The sequence below is a fragment of the Saccharospirillum alexandrii genome (genome assembly GCF_004000275.1).
Lineage (GTDB): Bacteria > Pseudomonadota > Gammaproteobacteria > Pseudomonadales > Natronospirillaceae > Saccharospirillum > Saccharospirillum alexandrii.
The window spans coordinates 1,524,003-1,538,556 of sequence record NZ_RCIP01000001.1 but is presented as its reverse complement, the minus strand read 5'-3'; the positions used below and the strand labels follow the sequence as shown (position 1 = coordinate 1,538,556).

The 14,554-nt window shown below is 55.9% G+C and carries 15 protein-coding genes; 3 read left to right on the top strand and 12 right to left on the bottom strand.

Annotated elements, in window-relative coordinates; all coding sequences use genetic code 11:
- Positions 1-185 precede the first annotated feature (185 nt).
- The 8 genes from EP166_RS06860 to aceA all read right to left on the bottom strand — a co-directional run bounded on the left by EP166_RS06860 (position 186) and on the right by aceA (position 6,603).
- On the bottom strand, positions 186-380 hold the full coding sequence (locus EP166_RS06860) for a hypothetical protein (protein WP_246026225.1): 195 nt from the start codon (positions 378-380) through the stop codon (positions 186-188).
- A 145-nt stretch (positions 381-525) separates the two neighbouring features.
- A complete protein-coding gene (locus EP166_RS06855; protein ID WP_127556014.1) occupies positions 526-1,014 on the bottom strand; it encodes a cytochrome c in 489 nt (162 codons plus the stop codon).
- A gap of 35 nt (positions 1,015-1,049) precedes the next feature.
- On the bottom strand, positions 1,050-2,402 hold the full coding sequence (locus tag EP166_RS06850) for a multicopper oxidase family protein (RefSeq protein WP_127556013.1): 1,353 nt from the start codon (positions 2,400-2,402) through the stop codon (positions 1,050-1,052).
- Positions 2,403-2,511: 109 nt separating this feature from the next.
- Positions 2,512-2,724 carry a hypothetical protein gene (locus EP166_RS06845; RefSeq protein WP_220432496.1) on the bottom strand — a complete coding sequence of 71 codons (213 nt, stop codon included), beginning with the start codon at positions 2,722-2,724 and terminating at the stop codon, positions 2,512-2,514.
- A 77-nt stretch (positions 2,725-2,801) separates the two neighbouring features.
- Positions 2,802-3,257 (bottom strand): c-type cytochrome, encoded by a 456-nt coding sequence (locus tag EP166_RS06840; RefSeq protein WP_220432495.1) that lies wholly within the window; start codon positions 3,255-3,257, stop codon positions 2,802-2,804.
- Between the two features lie 138 nt (positions 3,258-3,395).
- A complete protein-coding gene (locus tag EP166_RS06835; protein ID WP_127556012.1) occupies positions 3,396-3,737 on the bottom strand; it encodes a hypothetical protein in 342 nt (113 codons plus the stop codon).
- A 179-nt stretch (positions 3,738-3,916) separates the two neighbouring features.
- Complete coding sequence (locus tag EP166_RS06830) at positions 3,917-4,819, bottom strand: HupE/UreJ family protein (RefSeq protein ID WP_220432494.1); 903 nt, start codon at positions 4,817-4,819, stop codon at positions 3,917-3,919.
- A 449-nt stretch (positions 4,820-5,268) separates the two neighbouring features.
- A complete protein-coding gene (gene aceA, locus EP166_RS06825; protein WP_127556010.1) occupies positions 5,269-6,603 on the bottom strand; it encodes an isocitrate lyase in 1,335 nt (444 codons plus the stop codon).
- Positions 6,604-6,834: 231 nt separating this feature from the next.
- On the opposite strand from aceA, the gene EP166_RS06820 reads away from it, so the two are divergent.
- The 3 genes from EP166_RS06820 to efpL all read left to right on the top strand — a co-directional run bounded on the left by EP166_RS06820 (position 6,835) and on the right by efpL (position 11,198).
- Positions 6,835-7,785, top strand: coding sequence for a LysR family transcriptional regulator (locus EP166_RS06820; RefSeq protein ID WP_127556009.1), 951 nt, complete (start codon positions 6,835-6,837; stop codon positions 7,783-7,785).
- A 148-nt stretch (positions 7,786-7,933) separates the two neighbouring features.
- A complete protein-coding gene (locus EP166_RS06815; RefSeq protein WP_127556008.1) occupies positions 7,934-10,114 on the top strand; it encodes a malate synthase G in 2,181 nt (726 codons plus the stop codon).
- Between the two features lie 517 nt (positions 10,115-10,631).
- On the top strand, positions 10,632-11,198 hold the full coding sequence (gene efpL / locus EP166_RS06810) for an elongation factor P-like protein EfpL (protein ID WP_127556007.1): 567 nt from the start codon (positions 10,632-10,634) through the stop codon (positions 11,196-11,198).
- A gap of 49 nt (positions 11,199-11,247) precedes the next feature.
- Here efpL and EP166_RS06805 read toward each other — a convergent pair whose 3' ends face one another.
- From EP166_RS06805 to EP166_RS06790, 4 genes are all read right to left on the bottom strand, one after another.
- Complete coding sequence (locus EP166_RS06805; RefSeq protein WP_127556006.1) at positions 11,248-12,279, bottom strand: AI-2E family transporter; 1,032 nt, start codon at positions 12,277-12,279, stop codon at positions 11,248-11,250.
- 206 nt (positions 12,280-12,485) lie between these two features.
- Complete coding sequence (locus EP166_RS06800) at positions 12,486-12,959, bottom strand: YeeE/YedE family protein (RefSeq protein WP_127556005.1); 474 nt, start codon at positions 12,957-12,959, stop codon at positions 12,486-12,488.
- Between the two features lie 2 nt (positions 12,960-12,961).
- Complete coding sequence (locus tag EP166_RS06795) at positions 12,962-13,408, bottom strand: YeeE/YedE thiosulfate transporter family protein (RefSeq protein WP_164743844.1); 447 nt, start codon at positions 13,406-13,408, stop codon at positions 12,962-12,964.
- Between the two features lie 93 nt (positions 13,409-13,501).
- The gene (locus EP166_RS06790; protein ID WP_181952704.1) at positions 13,502-14,383 is read right to left on the bottom strand and encodes an MBL fold metallo-hydrolase; all 882 of its coding nucleotides are present in this window, start codon (positions 14,381-14,383) and stop codon (positions 13,502-13,504) included.
- Positions 14,384-14,554: the final 171 nt, after the last annotated feature.

Below are 14,554 nucleotides of genomic sequence, written 5' to 3'. Positions count from 1 at the left end.
TAATCTGTCTGCATACAGTGAAGGTTATCTGTACCGCATTAAAGGTTTGTATTTGTAAATACTAATATTTAATCCCCTTTCCGACGAAACCTTAGCTCGATACCTTCGCCGACCTGTTAAACGATCCTTATTCCCTCGGGCGGGTGCTATACATCCTAAGGTTTCATTGGGCAAGAGCTTAATGTTCATTGGCGGTGATGATGAGTACCAGCGGTTTTCTTTTCTGCTTGCGCAGATTCTGGAGATTTCTTCAGGAAGATCTGTTCCGCTGTGGCGATCACTATCATGGTGACGACCGCTACACCAATCACAAATGGATCGGTGTTTAACTTCACCCAGATAAAGCCACCTAGAACGAGTAGGTCCAGAACAATGGCCACCAAGGGCACCCAAGCTTGTGCTTTAACATCAGCTTTCAGGTAGCGTCAGGCTTCCTTCCCGGTAATGCGTTGTTCTGTCTTTCTCGCTTTCCATACACCCTCCGACTTTTAATCCTCGAGTTTTGAAGTCTGGCTTCTCTATGGACTACTGACTGCCACGCCTGGACTGTTCACGCTCTAGCCAGCTCTGGTAAACGTCATCTGGCCAGTAGCTTTGAAAGCTGGCGATGACATCTATGATTTGGCGGTCGCTTAATCTGTCGCCCCAGGCAGGCATCACGCCGCCCACCGGTTCTCCACCCTGTTCAATAACCATTTTGAGGACATCCAAGGGGTGGTGCCAGGCATGGGCTGTGCCATTTAACGGGGGAGGCGGGTACTGGCCGTTTGCTGCCACTGATTTCCAACTGGGTGTGGATTCAGCATTTTGTCCATGGCAACCGGCGCAGTTTTCTCCAAAAACCTCTTTTCCACGCGTTACCTCCACTGGTGTGTACCAACGTTCCGTACCCACTTTTGGTTCGAGTGAGATACTTGAAGTATCGATGGTTTCGCCCGCATTCTGCGCAGCCCCTTGATTTTCTGTGCAGGCAGCGAGCCCCATTACTGCTGCTGTTACCCAAATAAACTTCATGGCATTACCTTATTCTGTTTGGACCGCTACTTTTGTTAAACAACTTCAAACCAGGTCATCATCCCGGTCGCCTGGTGGTCTATCATGTGGCAATGAATAAGCCATTTACCGGGATTTCCGGCTATCAATCGGACAGCCTTTTGCTGACCTCTTAACAGCGTTAGGCTGTCATGCCACCGCCCATTCTCCCAGGCATGATGACCGTGCCAGTGTACGGTGTGTGGAAAGGCTGTTCGATTGTCGAGCAGCAGTTCAACCGACTCTCCTTGCCGGGCACGAAAGAGGGGAGTTTCAGTCATGCCCGTTTGCCCACTGATCGCCCAGAACTGGCCATTTCTAGCCAGTTCTCTAAAAGTATGAGGCTCGCCCTGGTATTGGGCCGACTGCAACCGCCCCATTGTTCCGCCTTCGAGGGGCACCGGTACGCGTTGGTTTACACCGGCTGGCAAGTGAGGCATGGGGTTGGCCGGTAACGCCATTGCATCCGGGAAAGCAGGGACCTCTGTGCCGTCAGACGGGTTCAGGTCAACCTGAGCAACGAGCAGGGGCTCATCGCCACTGACTTCCAGTAATTGGCCGGCGTCACGGGCAATCCACCCAATATCCCAGCGTTCACCCGGCCCCAGGATAATCACCTCGGGAACCGGTTCGGGGATGGCGAGCGGCTGGCCATCTTTGGCGAGCCACAACGCCCCCGGGAATGCGGCATGTAACTGCAGAATCCTATTGGTGGCGGCGTTGATCAGCCGCAGCCTGACTCGTTCGCCCGCGTTTGCCTCACTCCGCCAGGGACCAGCCTGGTGATTGATGGTCAGAAAGTTACCCATTCGACCCGCGTGTGACTGGTTGTGAGGGTTAGCAAACGCCGGGTCTATACGACCGTTCCTGCTCAGACTCCAGTCATCCATCAATAACGGCCAATCCCGCTCGAAGCGAGGCTCGTTATTACCGGTGACGACCAGTGCGCCGTAAAGCCCCCGAGCCAACTGTTCAATGGTATTGTGGTGACTGTGAAACCAGAAGGTGCCTGCATCCGGTGACATGATGTGATAATCAAAAGAGGTCCCCGGTTCTATGGGCGCTTGGGTCAAGCCAGATACGCCGTCCATGGCATTGTCAACTCGCACTCCGTGCCAGTGGATGGTCGTTGGCTCTGGCAAGAGATTGGTCACGCGCACGGTTTGCATGACGCCCTGTTGTAATGTCAACTTTGGCTGGTTGTAGGCCCAGATCGGGGTTGGTGCGGCGAGCCAGGATGCCGTCGTTTCCCGGGCCTGAATGTTGATGTGTGGGACTTGTGGCTGGTCAGCCCAGAGTGACCAGGGCAGCATTGAGGCAGCGGACAATTGTGCCCCTGCCTTAATCCACTGCCGTCGTGTCAGATTCATGATTACCGTCCTCGTTTAACCCAAACTACCGGCTGCGGGAAACAGCCTCAATGTCCAGAAGGCGATGCGACGCCCCACGCCCGTCGTCAGACCAATGTTTCGACCTCACTCACAGGCGAGAATCTTTGTTGCCGTGAGGTGGTTCACTGAACGCAAGAAAGTACAGCAACCCCAGGTTCAGTATGGGAACCAGTGCCAGAACACTGAGAACTCCGGGAAATCCAAGCTTTTCGCAGATTCGCCATAAAGGAATGACCACCAGTGCAGCGACCAGTGGCCACCAGAACAGGTGAAAACCCCAACTCATGTCCATCATCATCATTATTTGTCTCCTGGTCTTGCGAACGAGATAGTGTGCGCATGGGTGAAATCAGCCAGAGTGCTTTCGAGCTGAACCTTTTATTCAATGTCATTGATCGCTTGCGCCTCACGAATAAAGGCGAGTATGAACGTCATCTGAGTAAACCCAACGGTGGGTTGCGGCGGCATGTCACCAAACGACCAATGATGTTGACGTGACCCTTCTGTCACTGCTCGGTAGAAGGCTTTGTTGGAGTGGTGACCGGGGTTGTAAATGGAATGGATCAACGGTGGTCCTGCATCTGATCCTTCTGCGTTTAATCCGTGACAGGCAGCGCACGTTTGGTTAAACATTCGTTGCCCGGTTCGAGCTTTCTCCGACAGCCCCTCAACCACGACATCAACATGATTCGGCAGGTCATCGGCCGCGATTGCAGGCACGGAGAGCTTGGCTAACGTGCCTAAAACGAGCAGTGCTGTGAGCGGAAACGCGCAGGCCGCGGCTCCAGATATCATGATGGAATGAAAGTTAGGGCGTTCAAACAGTAATTTCATGAGTGTCCTCAATGGCTACATTAATCCGAAAGAAAGTGACGGTCAGAGCATCAAACGACAGGGGTACACTGTCAGGTGACGGTGAGAAGCGTTGTATTAGCTACTCGTCTGAGCGAAACGGTAATCAGTGATTGAGGATCAGAGACTGGGTGGGCGATCGAGCGCGCTGTGATAGCCCGAGTGCAGGGAGTGACTGAGCGGCTGAGTATAACGCTCTGTTGCCTGTATCGCAGGGTCGATCAGACCTGCAACGGCCTGCGCTACCACGGGTAGGGTACATGCCATACCACTGCAGTGTGATCGAAACTGAGCGGAATGGTCGGCAATGCCACAGTGTTCAACATCATGATGATCGGCGCACAGCGACACTGTTTGAGCCTCGCCGTCGGTTGTGGTTTCTGCCCAAGCCAATACACTCCCAGTTCCCTGGAAGATAACCAGGAAGAGAACAAGGATGTAATTGAGTTTGGCGGTCGTCATCGCGGGTGTCGCTGGCTTGAACGAATTAAGAGAATACTCGCGGGGCTACCGGATTTCCAGTCGAAGACCTGTTTTTTACCAGTAGAACCCGCCGACGATCGGGCAGCGCTTACCATGTGATCTAACGGGCCTAATCGCTTTTGTATGGAACATCCGTGTCCCGTTAGCCTGAGTGCTGCTTAAACCCCGTAAACGGTTCGCTCAAAAACCCACCAGCCGGCCATCAGGGCGATCGCGATAGAAGCGGGGTTCGTGATGTAGCTCCGGTACCAGGCTTTATTCCTGAACCAGACGCCGACTGCCAAAAAGCATAGGGCAATGACGGTCAGTTGCCCAAGCTCGACCCCGATATTGAATCCGATTAGGCCTGTAATAAAGTGATTCGGACTTAGTCCTATTTCCGTCAGGACGCTGGCAAAACCAAGGCCATGCAAGAGGCCAAATCCGAAAATGACGGCGGGTCGCCATTTGCTGAGGTTACGAGACCAGAGGTTCTCGACGCAAACGTAGACGATGGAGAGCGCAATTAATGGCTCCACAATAGCCGCAGGTATTGTCACGATACCCAGCATTCCCAGAGCAAGGGTTACGGTGTGCGCCAGGGTGAAGCTGCTCACTTGCCAGATTAATGGCTTTAATTTCGAGCTAAGCAGGAACAGGCCGACTACAAACAAGATGTGATCGAGCCCCTTGGGTAGGATGTGTTCAAAGCCAATAACGATGTAGTTTGCAAAAATTGAGAAGCCACTTTGTTTCACGGCACCCGTGATATCAAAAGGTCCGGCCGGCACGCCGGGCTGAAGATATTCTGTATAAATTTCTTCTCCGGTTGCGGTGCTGACTCTCAGAGCGGATTCGCCAAACTGTTCATCCCACTGCCAACCCAGGCTTGAACTGCCGGTGGGCAGCGTGCCGGTGAAGGTAATGACGGCCTCTCTGGCCAGCTCCAGATCCGGTTCACTGGTTAAGGTCAGGTTCGGCTCGGCAAGGTTGATATCGAGGCCGTCGGCTTGAAACTGGATGCCACTGATGAGGTCGGGCGCAAACGCCTTGAAAACAGGCATCAGCTCTTGCTCTGACATGGCCCGGTACCGATCATACTCAGCAGCCTGAGGCGCATCATTTGTGTCGGTAACGTCCGGTCCGATACCCGCCAGGTAGGTCTCGACGCTGGTTTGAATGTCAATGCTGTAGTTGCCGTTCTCGTTGAGAGTCAGATCGATGATGGCAGGGCGAATTTCGTGCGCCGTTGACAATGTGCTGAGGGCCAGTAAAACGACAAAAAGGCCAGAATGGGCCAGTTTGGTGGTAGAAATCATGTGTTAGAGTCCAATGCAGTTATTATTTGAGCGCTACAGGAGCAGTGTTAACGGAAAAAGGCGGTTCACCGTTCAGTGTATACGAAGCAAATTGGACTGCCGATGCATTTATCGGGAACTAGAGGGAAGAGGCTGGTGACGTGACTGGGTCGTCAGCAGCCTGGGTGAGGCAGGTCACTTCCTTGTGATCCTGTTCTGAGGGTTCTTGCGGATCAGGCGAACTGCTCTTCTTCAGTAGACCCGGTCAGTGCGGTAACCGAAGAGGTGCCGCCCTGAATAACCGTGGTCATGTCGTCGAAGTAGCCGGTGCCCACTTCCTGCTGATGCGCCACAAAGGTATAGCCCTTGTTGGCATCCTTGAATTCCTGCTCCTGCAGTTCAACGTAGGCTGACATGTCCTTGCGGGCATAGGCGTGGGCCAGGTTGAACATACCGTGCCACATGTTGTGAATGCCGGCCAGCGTGATGAACTGGAACTTGTAGCCCATGGCTGACAATTCAGTCTGGAACTTCGCAATGGTCGCGTCGTCCAGATTCTTGCGCCAGTTGAACGAAGGTGAACAGTTGTAAGCCAGCAACTGATCCGGGAACTCCTTGCGAATGGCTTCGGCAAACTTGCGGGCCTCGTCCAGATCCGGCTTGGCCGTTTCGCACCACAGCAGGTCGGCATAGGGCGCATAGGCCAGACCGCGGGCAATGGCCTGATCGATGCCGGCTTTAACGCGGTAGAAACCTTCAGCCGTGCGACCGCCGACGATGAAGGGGGCATCGTAGGGGTCGCAGTCTGAAGTAATCAGATCCGCTGCGTTGGCATCGGTACGTGCCAGCAGAATCGTCGGTACACCTTCAACATCGGCCGCCAGACGGGCCGCAGCCAGCTTCTGAACGGCTTCCTGGGTGGGTACCAGAACCTTGCCACCCATGTGACCGCACTTCTTGACCGAGGCCAGCTGATCTTCAAAATGCACACCGGAGGCGCCAGCGCGAATCATGTTCTTCATCAGTTCATAGGCGTTCAGCACACCACCGAAACCGGCTTCGGCATCGGCCACGATGGGCGCGAAGTAGTCGATGTAGCCCTCATCACCCGGGTTCTTGCCGGTTTTCCACTGAATCTGGTCGGCACGTTCAAAAGCGTTATTGATACGACGAACAACCGTAGGCACGGAATCAACCGCATACAACGACTGGTCCGGGTACATGGTTTCTGACGAGTTGGCGTCGGCGGCAACCTGCCAGCCTGAGAGGTAAATGGCCTGAATACCGGCTTTCACCTGCTGCACCGCCTGGCCACCGGTCAGCGCGCCCATGGCATTAACGAAGTCTTTTTCGGGGCGGAAGGCTGGACGGCCGCCTTCGTTGATCAGTTGCCAGAGCTTCTCGGCACCGCGAGTGGCCACGGTATTGTCACGCTTCAGCGAACCGCGCAGACGCACCACGTCTTCAGCACTGTAGGTGCGCTTAACGTTCTGCCAGCGGGGGTTGATGTCCCAGTCTTTCTGGATGGCTTCGATCTCAGCTTGGCGGTTGTAGTTTCCAGTGGTCATGGTCGTGTCCTCTCGGTGTTGCGGTCTAGTTGTATTAGTCTGTTGTCGTTGTCGCTGCTGCAACGGTGTGTCTCTGCTGCGACCTTGACTTCACAGTAAAATCGCCAGGGTGATTTGGCCAATTTATAGTTATTATTTTCAGTATTCACAGTATGAATGATTGGCAGGCATTGGGTATAATTTGGATCAAAGACGATTTTTAGGCGAACTGGCGAACGGAAGGAGAAAAGGATGCAACTTAGCCGCATCGATATGAACCTGCTGGTGTATCTGGATGTGCTGCTGCGTGAGCGCAGCGTGACCCGGGCGGCCGACAAACTGGGCATCAGCCAGCCAGCTATGAGCAACGGCCTGCGACGGCTGCGCACCCTGTTCGACGACCCCCTGCTGATTCGTACCAGTGAAGGCATGACCCCCACTGAGCGTGCCGGGCAACTGGAGCCGATGCTGCGTACCGTGCTGCAGGATATCGAACGCGCCATTCAGCCACGCTCCGATTTCGATGCCGAAAACAGCCAGCGGGTGTTTCGAATCATGGTCAGTGACTACGCCGAATCGACCCTGGTGCCCCCACTGCTGCGGCGTTTGCGCGAAGAAGCACCGAACGTCATTCTGGACCTGATGACCCCCAGTGACGTCAGCTTTCTGGATGTCGAGCAGGGCAAGGTCGATATGGTGATTAACCGCTTTGACGACATTCCCCAGTCGTTTCATCAGACCATTGTCTGGCGCGACGAGTTCTGCTGCATGGTCAGTTCCGAGAACCCCATTCTGGAAAATTTCAGCCTGAAGAACTACCTGCAAGCCCAGCATGTCTGGGTCAGTAAAACGGGCTATGGCGTGGGCGTCGGAGTTGACCCGGCCGATGTGCAGCGCCTGGGCTGGGTCGATGAAGTGCTCGGTCAACTGGGCAGCAAGCGTAATATCACCGTCTTCACCCGTCATTACCAGGCCGCCATGCTGCTGGCTGAGCAGAACGACCTGGTGGTGACCTTGCCAGCCCGGGCCGCGCTGCTGCAGGCCCACAACGACCGCTTGCGGGTGATGGCGCCGCCTTTTGTGATACCTGGCATTCAGCTGAAACTGGTTTGGAGCCCGTTGCTGCACCACGACCCGGCGCATCGCTGGATGCGGCGTCTCATCAATGAAGTGGCCGAGCAGGTACCAAGCCCGGAGTTTTAGTGGCATGTTGAATGGTCGGGCTGTTAAAACGCGCGGTGGTCAAAATCCCATTCATACTGTGAATGGTGACTATAAAGGTTATAAATTAGTCGTATCCGGCTTGGCTCCCTAGACTCGAATAAAAAGCAAACAGCGAAAGGCCAGACTCATGACAGATCGAATTCAACACGGCGGTCTTCAGATCGCGACCGAACTCTACAACCTGATCGACCGGGAGATCGCCCCGGGCACCGGGGTTGAGCCAGCTCATTTCTGGGATCAGTTCGAGGCCATACTCGATGAATTCGGCCCGCGCAACGAAGCGCTGTTGCGCCAACGGGATACCTTGCAGGCGAAAATTGACCAATACCATGCCGAGCGCTCCGGCGAACCTCACGACGCGGATGACTACAAAGCTTTTTTGCAGGACATTGGCTACTTGCTGCCCCCGGTCGATGTCAAGCCTATCACCACCGCTAACGTCGATACCGAAATTGCCGAACAAGCGGGTCCGCAGTTGGTGGTACCGGTCAAGAACGCCCGGTTCGCACTGAATGCCGCCAACGCCCGCTGGGGCAGCCTGTACGATGCCCTTTATGGCACCGATGCCATTTCAGAAGACGGCGGAGCTGAAAAAGGTACGGGCTACAACCCGGTACGCGGCGCCAGAGTTATCGCCTTTGCCCGGGCACATCTGGACCAGGCCACGCCACTGGCCAAAGGCTCCCATGCTGACGCTGTGGCCTACCGGATTGAACACGGCGCACTGTCAGTCGAACTGAATGACGGCACCCAAACCGGCCTGGCTAACCCGGCTCAATGCCTGGGGTACCAGGGCGATGAAGCCGCACCAACGGCTATTCTGTTGAAAAACAACGGACTGCACATTGAAATCCAGGTCGATGCGACCAGCCCGGTCGGCAAAACCGATGCGGCGGGCGTTAAAGATCTGCTGGTAGAGGCCGCGCTGACCACCATCATGGATTGCGAAGATTCGGTCGCAGCCGTCGATGCGGAAGATAAAACCGAGGTTTACCGCAACTGGACGGGCCTGATGAAAGGCACGCTGAGCGAGTCGTTTGAAAAAGGCGGGCAAACCATTACCCGCTCGTTGAACAGCGACCGGGCCTACCAGGGCCTGAACGGCCGCCCGCTGGTCTTGCATGGCCGCAGCCTCATGTTCGTGCGCAACGTCGGCCACCTGATGACCATCAATGCGGTGCTCGATCGCGACGGTCGCGAAGTGCCGGAAGGCATTCTTGATGGCATGGTCACGGCCCTGGCGGCCAAACACGATCTGCTGAACAACACTGAACGGCGCAACAGCCGCACCGGCAGCGTTTACATCGTTAAACCCAAGATGCACGGCCCGGAAGAAGTAACCTTTGCGGTAGACCTGTTCGCCCGCATTGAACAGGCGCTCGATCTTGCACCGAAAACGCTGAAAATTGGCATCATGGACGAAGAGCGCCGCACGACAGTTAACCTTGCCGCCTGCATCCAGGCCGCCAGTGACCGCACCGTCTTCATCAACACGGGCTTTCTCGACCGCACCGGCGATGAGATCCACACCAGCATGCTGGCTGGCCCGATGATTCCCAAGGCCCAGATGAAACAGCAAGCCTGGATCAGCGCCTACGAAGACAACAACGTTGATGCCGGCCTCGCGGCAGGTTTGCCCGGTAAAGCCCAGATCGGTAAGGGCATGTGGGCGATGCCGGACGAAATGGCCGCCATGCTCGAGCAGAAGCAGGGCCACCCAATGGCCGGCGCAAACACGGCCTGGGTACCGTCACCCAACGGCGCCACTCTCCACTCGGTCCACTATCACCGCATCAGCGTGGCCGAGCGCCAGGAAACCCTTCGCCAACGCGAGCCCGCCTCGCTGGATGCCATTCTGCAAATCCCATTGCTGGCTGACCCCGGTTCACTGACCGCAGAAGCCATTCAGGCAGAACTCGACAATAACGCCCAGGGCATTCTCGGCTACGTCGTCCGCTGGATCGACCACGGCGTCGGCTGTTCCAAAGTCCCCGACATCAACAACGTCGGCCTGATGGAAGACCGCGCCACCCTGCGCATCTCCAGCCAGCACATGGCCAACTGGTTGCATCACGGTATCTGCACCGAAGCCCAGGTCATCGAAACCATGAAACGCATGGCCGCCATAGTCGACAAGCAAAACGCCCACGACCCAAGCTACACACCCATGGCCAAAGACCCGGACAACAACATCGCCTTCCAGGCGGCCCTCGCCCTGGTGCTCGAAGGCAAACAACAACCCAACGGCTACACCGAGCCTTTGTTGCACGCGTTTCGCATCAAAGCAAAGGAAGCCCGGCGAGGTTGAATTTTGTGGCATGGGTTCGTGTCGGCCACCAGGTAGGCCTATCCGGGGGCGGCGTGAACCCATCCATGGGGCCTAGGCTTCGGCATCCATGCCTCAGACTTCCCCGGATAGGCCTACCTGGCAGCCAACACTGACCAGCGGGTTGCACAATCCAATACTTTGAAAGCAATGCATGCCAGCGAGCCATTATTTGAGATTAACCACCGTGCTACTGAGTTAGAAGTTCGCGCAAATTTAACCCGGGACATTCGAAGGGCTACCGGGTACGCCTATTGGAGGCCGTGAGACCACATGGATGTGGTCTTCGAGCCCCCATGGATGGGTTCACGGCGTGCCTTCAATAGGCGTACCCGGTGGCCCGCTTGGCACCGAACTCCAGTCAAACTCCCAGCCCAACTAGCCCGCGAACTTCTAACTCAGTACTCGTGCCACTAATTGAATCACTGTCGCCAGAGCAGATCTGAATGCTAGAATTGCCGGGTTTTTAGGCCTTTTCCACTTCCCTGTTGAGACCATCATGCCGAAAGCTCCCGAGATTAAACCCGGCCACGTTATTGAATTGGACGGTAACCAGTACAAGATCAGCAAAGTTGATGTGCATAGTCCCAGTGCCCGGGGCGCGGCGACCTTGTATAAGATGACCATGAATGAACTGGTCAGTAAGCGTAAGCGAGAAGAAGCCTTTAAAGGGGATGACTTTCTGACCCTGGCAGACGCTGCCACCTGCTCCATGCAGTATTTGTTTTCCGAAGGTGACATGCATACTTTTATGGATGTCGACGACTATGCCCAGCATATGCTGTCAACCGACGACCTGGGCGATCAGTTGGCCTGGTTGCACGATGGCATGGAAGGGCTGACCGGGCTGGTGGTCAACGACGTACTGGTTGCCATTGAATTGCCGCAGTCGCTGGTCAAGCAGATTGTTGAAACGGCACCGGGTATCAAGGGGGCCTCGGCTTCTGCACGCACCAAGCCCGCCTTGCTGGAAGGGGGCATTACCGTTCAAGTGCCCGAGTACATCGAGCAGGGCGAGCGGATTAAGGTGAACACCGAATCCAGGAAGTTCATGTCCCGGGCGTAATGCGCGCGCCGCCGCTAGCCTCAATCGGGAGGTTGGCGGCGAGTTCATGTTACTGGCTCAGCAGTATCGCCAGCCAGCGGCTTTTTGGGTAAACCTCCAGTCCGATCTTGACGACGACCGTAAGCGGCACCGCCAGCAGAGTGCCGACCGGCCCCAGAACCCAGCCCCAGAAAATCAGCGATAGAAACACCACCAGGGTCGACAGATCAAGCGACCGGCCCATCATCCGCGGTTCCAGAAGATTCCCGATGAGGGCGTTAATGACGCCAAAGCCAATCAAACTGATGGCGAACCCGCTAAAGCCCTGTTGCACGGTGGCCAGAAAAACCGCGGGAATGGCCGCGATGAGAGAACCGATATTGGGGATGAAGTTCATGACAAAGGCCAGGGTACCCCAAAGAATGGGGTAATCGACCTGGAGCAGTTTGAGAAACCCCCAAACCAGCAAACCGGTGATGACGCTGATGAACGATTTGATCACCAGATAGCGTTGCACCATGGACGTGAAGCGACGGGCATATTCGGCAGAACGATCGTCGCCCAGCGCCCGGTTTAGTTTGGCGTGGGCTCCCTGGGCTTCGTCGAGCATAAAAATCAGGATAAACACCGTCAGCACCAGGGCCAGCAGGATACCTCCCAGGCCTGAAAATAGCGCGCTGACAACACCCAGCAGGTTGTCCGAATCCGGCGCGATGCTTTGCAGGCTGGTGCGCAGATCACCCGATAGCCAGGGAAGCCGCTCGCGCAGCAGTTGCAGCCAGCCCTCGAGCTTCTCTTCGTATTCCGGCATGCGTGTGAAAAACTCTTCAGTGGACGAGATGACCAGGCTGCTGATGCCGTAGAGCACGATAAATACCAAAAGCACCACCGCGCCTATGGCAAGTGGGGTAGGTACCCGGTAGTGCACCAGCCAACGCACAGCAGGGGTGGTGAGAACAGCCAGAAACAGCGCGAGCAGGAAGGGCACCAGTATGGGTTGTGCGATGCGCATGCCGGCGATGATGACAATCACGGCAGCAACAGTGATCAGCGCGCGGGTGAGGGGTGCATCGAATGGGTTCGGTGAGGCTCTTCGGGTCATAGGGGGTGGGTCTGCCTGTCTCAGTCGTCGTCAGTGTAGTGGATCGCGTTCTCTGGGGTTCAAACACAGTGCGGTCAGCTTCTCGCTTTATCAGCGGCGATTCAAGCGACAATGGTCATATGCGGGCATTTTGCGTTCAAATATGAGGGGTAATGCAAAAAACCCGGCCAAAGCCGGGTTTGAATGTATTGCCGTAGACAAAACCGCTAGCCAACGCAGGCCTCGTTCGCCTGATGCTTCTGGTGCTTGTAGTCTTCGTATTTGGCCAGACCAAATTTGGCGCCCAGTGTGCCGACGACGTAGGCGGTGAAGATGGTCAGAATGCTGCCATCGACAAAGCTGAGTGAGGTGATCATTGGGCCCGGGCAGTAGCCGGCCAGGCCCCAGCCAGCGCCGAACAGCACGCCGCCGATGACAATGCGCCGGTCTACCTGGCTCTTCGCGGGTACCCGGAAGAATTCGGCCAGAATCGGTCTGCCGCGTTTGAGAATCAGCGGCGTCGCGATGGCATTCACCAGCAAACCGCCCCCCATGACGAAGGCCAGCGAGGGATCCCAGCTGCCGAAAATATCCAGGAAGTTCACCACCTTGGCCGGGTCGATCATTTGTGCGACCGACAGGCCAAAGCCGAACAGAATGCCGGCAAACAAGGCGGCCGACAGGCTTTTAGCGTTACTCATGATCAGGCTCCTCCGGTAAACAGGTGGCGGACGATGTACACCGTGACAAAGGCGGTGGCCATGAAGGTTACCGTAGCGACCAGTGAGCGCGGGCTGCGCCGGGCCAAACCGCAGATGCCATGACCACTGGTGCAGCCGGTGCCGATGGTGGTACCAACGCCGACCAGCAGGCCAGCGGCGATCAACCAGGGCGTACCGACCACGGCTTCAATGTGGTCGACGCCGGCACCGGCCCCCAGCCACTGGTAGATAAATCCGCCAATGATCAGCCCGGCGATGAATAAAATGCGCCAGCTGACGTCGCCTTTTTCCGGGTAGACGATGCCGCCGAAAATACCGGATATACCGGCGACCCGGCCTTTTACCAGCAGCAGAAAAGCCGCCGACAGGCCAATCAGGGCGCCGCCGAGTGTTGCTGACAAGGGTGTGAAATTGATGATTTCCATCATAACCTCGAATAAGTGTTAGCTAATGTACGGGTGCCTTAGTTAGGGAGCCGGGTGGCCTTTGCAAGGGCTTAGGCCACCGGGTTACCCACTTTTTCAGACAGCGCGCTGCATTTTCAGGTTGAGCGGTATTTTCAGGTACCGCTGATTGTTGCTTTCCATTTTGGGCAGGTGGCCTGCGTCGATGTTCACCAGAATGCTCTGGTAGATCAGCTTTGGTGCGGCCAGTCCGGAGTCTCTCTGCTCACGGAAAGTGACGAAATCGTCTTCGGTGGTGTCCGCTTTCAACTGGATATTGTTGGCTTTCTCGTCACCGATCGTGCTTTCCCAGGCAACGTCACGGCCACCCGGCTGATAGTCGTGACCGACAAAGACGCGAGTCTCATCCGGCAAGCTGTATAGGTTGTCGGTTACACAGCGGTACAGTGTGCGTGCATCACCCGCAGGGAAGTCACAGCGTCCGGTCCCGTAATCGGGCATGAACAGGGCGTCGCCGGTAAAGACCGCATCACCGATCAGGAACGACAAACAGGCGGGTGTATGCCCTGGGGTTGGCAACGCCTTGATGCGCAGCGTTCCGGCTTCGAGTGTTTCGAAGTCTTCAATCAGCGTGTCGAACTGGTTGCCGTCGGTAACGAAGGATTCTTCGAGGTTGTAGACTGACTTGAAGACCGTCTGCACGCCGGTGATGCGCCCGCTGATCGCCACTTTGATGCCCGGGTACTCGTCGCGGAACAGCTGGCTGGAACTCAGATGGTCGGCGTGGGCATGGGTTTCAAGCACGTAGTGCAGTTTCAGGTCGTTTTCCGCAACGAAATCGACAACTTGCTGGAAGGACTCGTCGGAGACGATGCTGCCAATGGGGTTGTAGTCCAGCACTGGGTCAATGACGACGGCGTCGCGGCTGTCTTCGTCGTAGACCACATAGGTCAGGGTAAAGGTGGCCGGGTCGTAGAAGGTTTTAATGGCTTGTTTCATGGTCATTCTCCAATCTGATGTGAGTCGCAAGCCGGAGGCAGTATGTCCGGTGTTGCTGTCTGTATTGCCAGTACTGTGCCAACTTAAAGGCCGCATGATACGGGCGTTTCAGAGAATATTAGATAAGTCTGTATTAATGGGTTGCAACGCGCGTTGCAGCATGTTGCAACC

Excerpts from the sequence above, each read along its gene's own strand:
- EP166_RS06795 (WP_164743844.1), bottom strand. The coding sequence starts at position 13,408 with ATGATGGAAATCATCAATTTCACACCCTTGTCAGCAACACTCGGCGGC.
- EP166_RS06805 (WP_127556006.1), bottom strand. The coding sequence starts at position 12,279 with ATGACCCGAAGAGCCTCACCGAACCCATTCGATGCACCCCTCACCCGC.
- EP166_RS06845 (WP_220432496.1), bottom strand. The coding sequence starts at position 2,724 with ATGATGATGATGGACATGAGTTGGGGTTTTCACCTGTTCTGGTGGCCA.
- aceA (WP_127556010.1), bottom strand. The coding sequence starts at position 6,603 with ATGACCACTGGAAACTACAACCGCCAAGCTGAGATCGAAGCCATCCAG.
- EP166_RS06830 (WP_220432494.1), bottom strand. The coding sequence starts at position 4,819 with ATGTCAGAGCAAGAGCTGATGCCTGTTTTCAAGGCGTTTGCGCCCGAC.
- efpL (WP_127556007.1), top strand. The coding sequence starts at position 10,632 with ATGCCGAAAGCTCCCGAGATTAAACCCGGCCACGTTATTGAATTGGAC.
- EP166_RS06815 (WP_127556008.1), top strand. The coding sequence starts at position 7,934 with ATGACAGATCGAATTCAACACGGCGGTCTTCAGATCGCGACCGAACTC.
- EP166_RS06820 (WP_127556009.1), top strand. The coding sequence starts at position 6,835 with ATGCAACTTAGCCGCATCGATATGAACCTGCTGGTGTATCTGGATGTG.
- EP166_RS06850 (WP_127556013.1), bottom strand. The coding sequence starts at position 2,402 with ATGAATCTGACACGACGGCAGTGGATTAAGGCAGGGGCACAATTGTCC.
- EP166_RS06790 (WP_181952704.1), bottom strand. The coding sequence starts at position 14,383 with ATGAAACAAGCCATTAAAACCTTCTACGACCCGGCCACCTTTACCCTG.
- EP166_RS06855 (WP_127556014.1), bottom strand. The coding sequence starts at position 1,014 with ATGAAGTTTATTTGGGTAACAGCAGCAGTAATGGGGCTCGCTGCCTGC.
- EP166_RS06835 (WP_127556012.1), bottom strand. The coding sequence starts at position 3,737 with ATGACGACCGCCAAACTCAATTACATCCTTGTTCTCTTCCTGGTTATC.
- EP166_RS06840 (WP_220432495.1), bottom strand. The coding sequence starts at position 3,257 with ATGAAATTACTGTTTGAACGCCCTAACTTTCATTCCATCATGATATCT.
- EP166_RS06800 (WP_127556005.1), bottom strand. The coding sequence starts at position 12,959 with ATGAGTAACGCTAAAAGCCTGTCGGCCGCCTTGTTTGCCGGCATTCTG.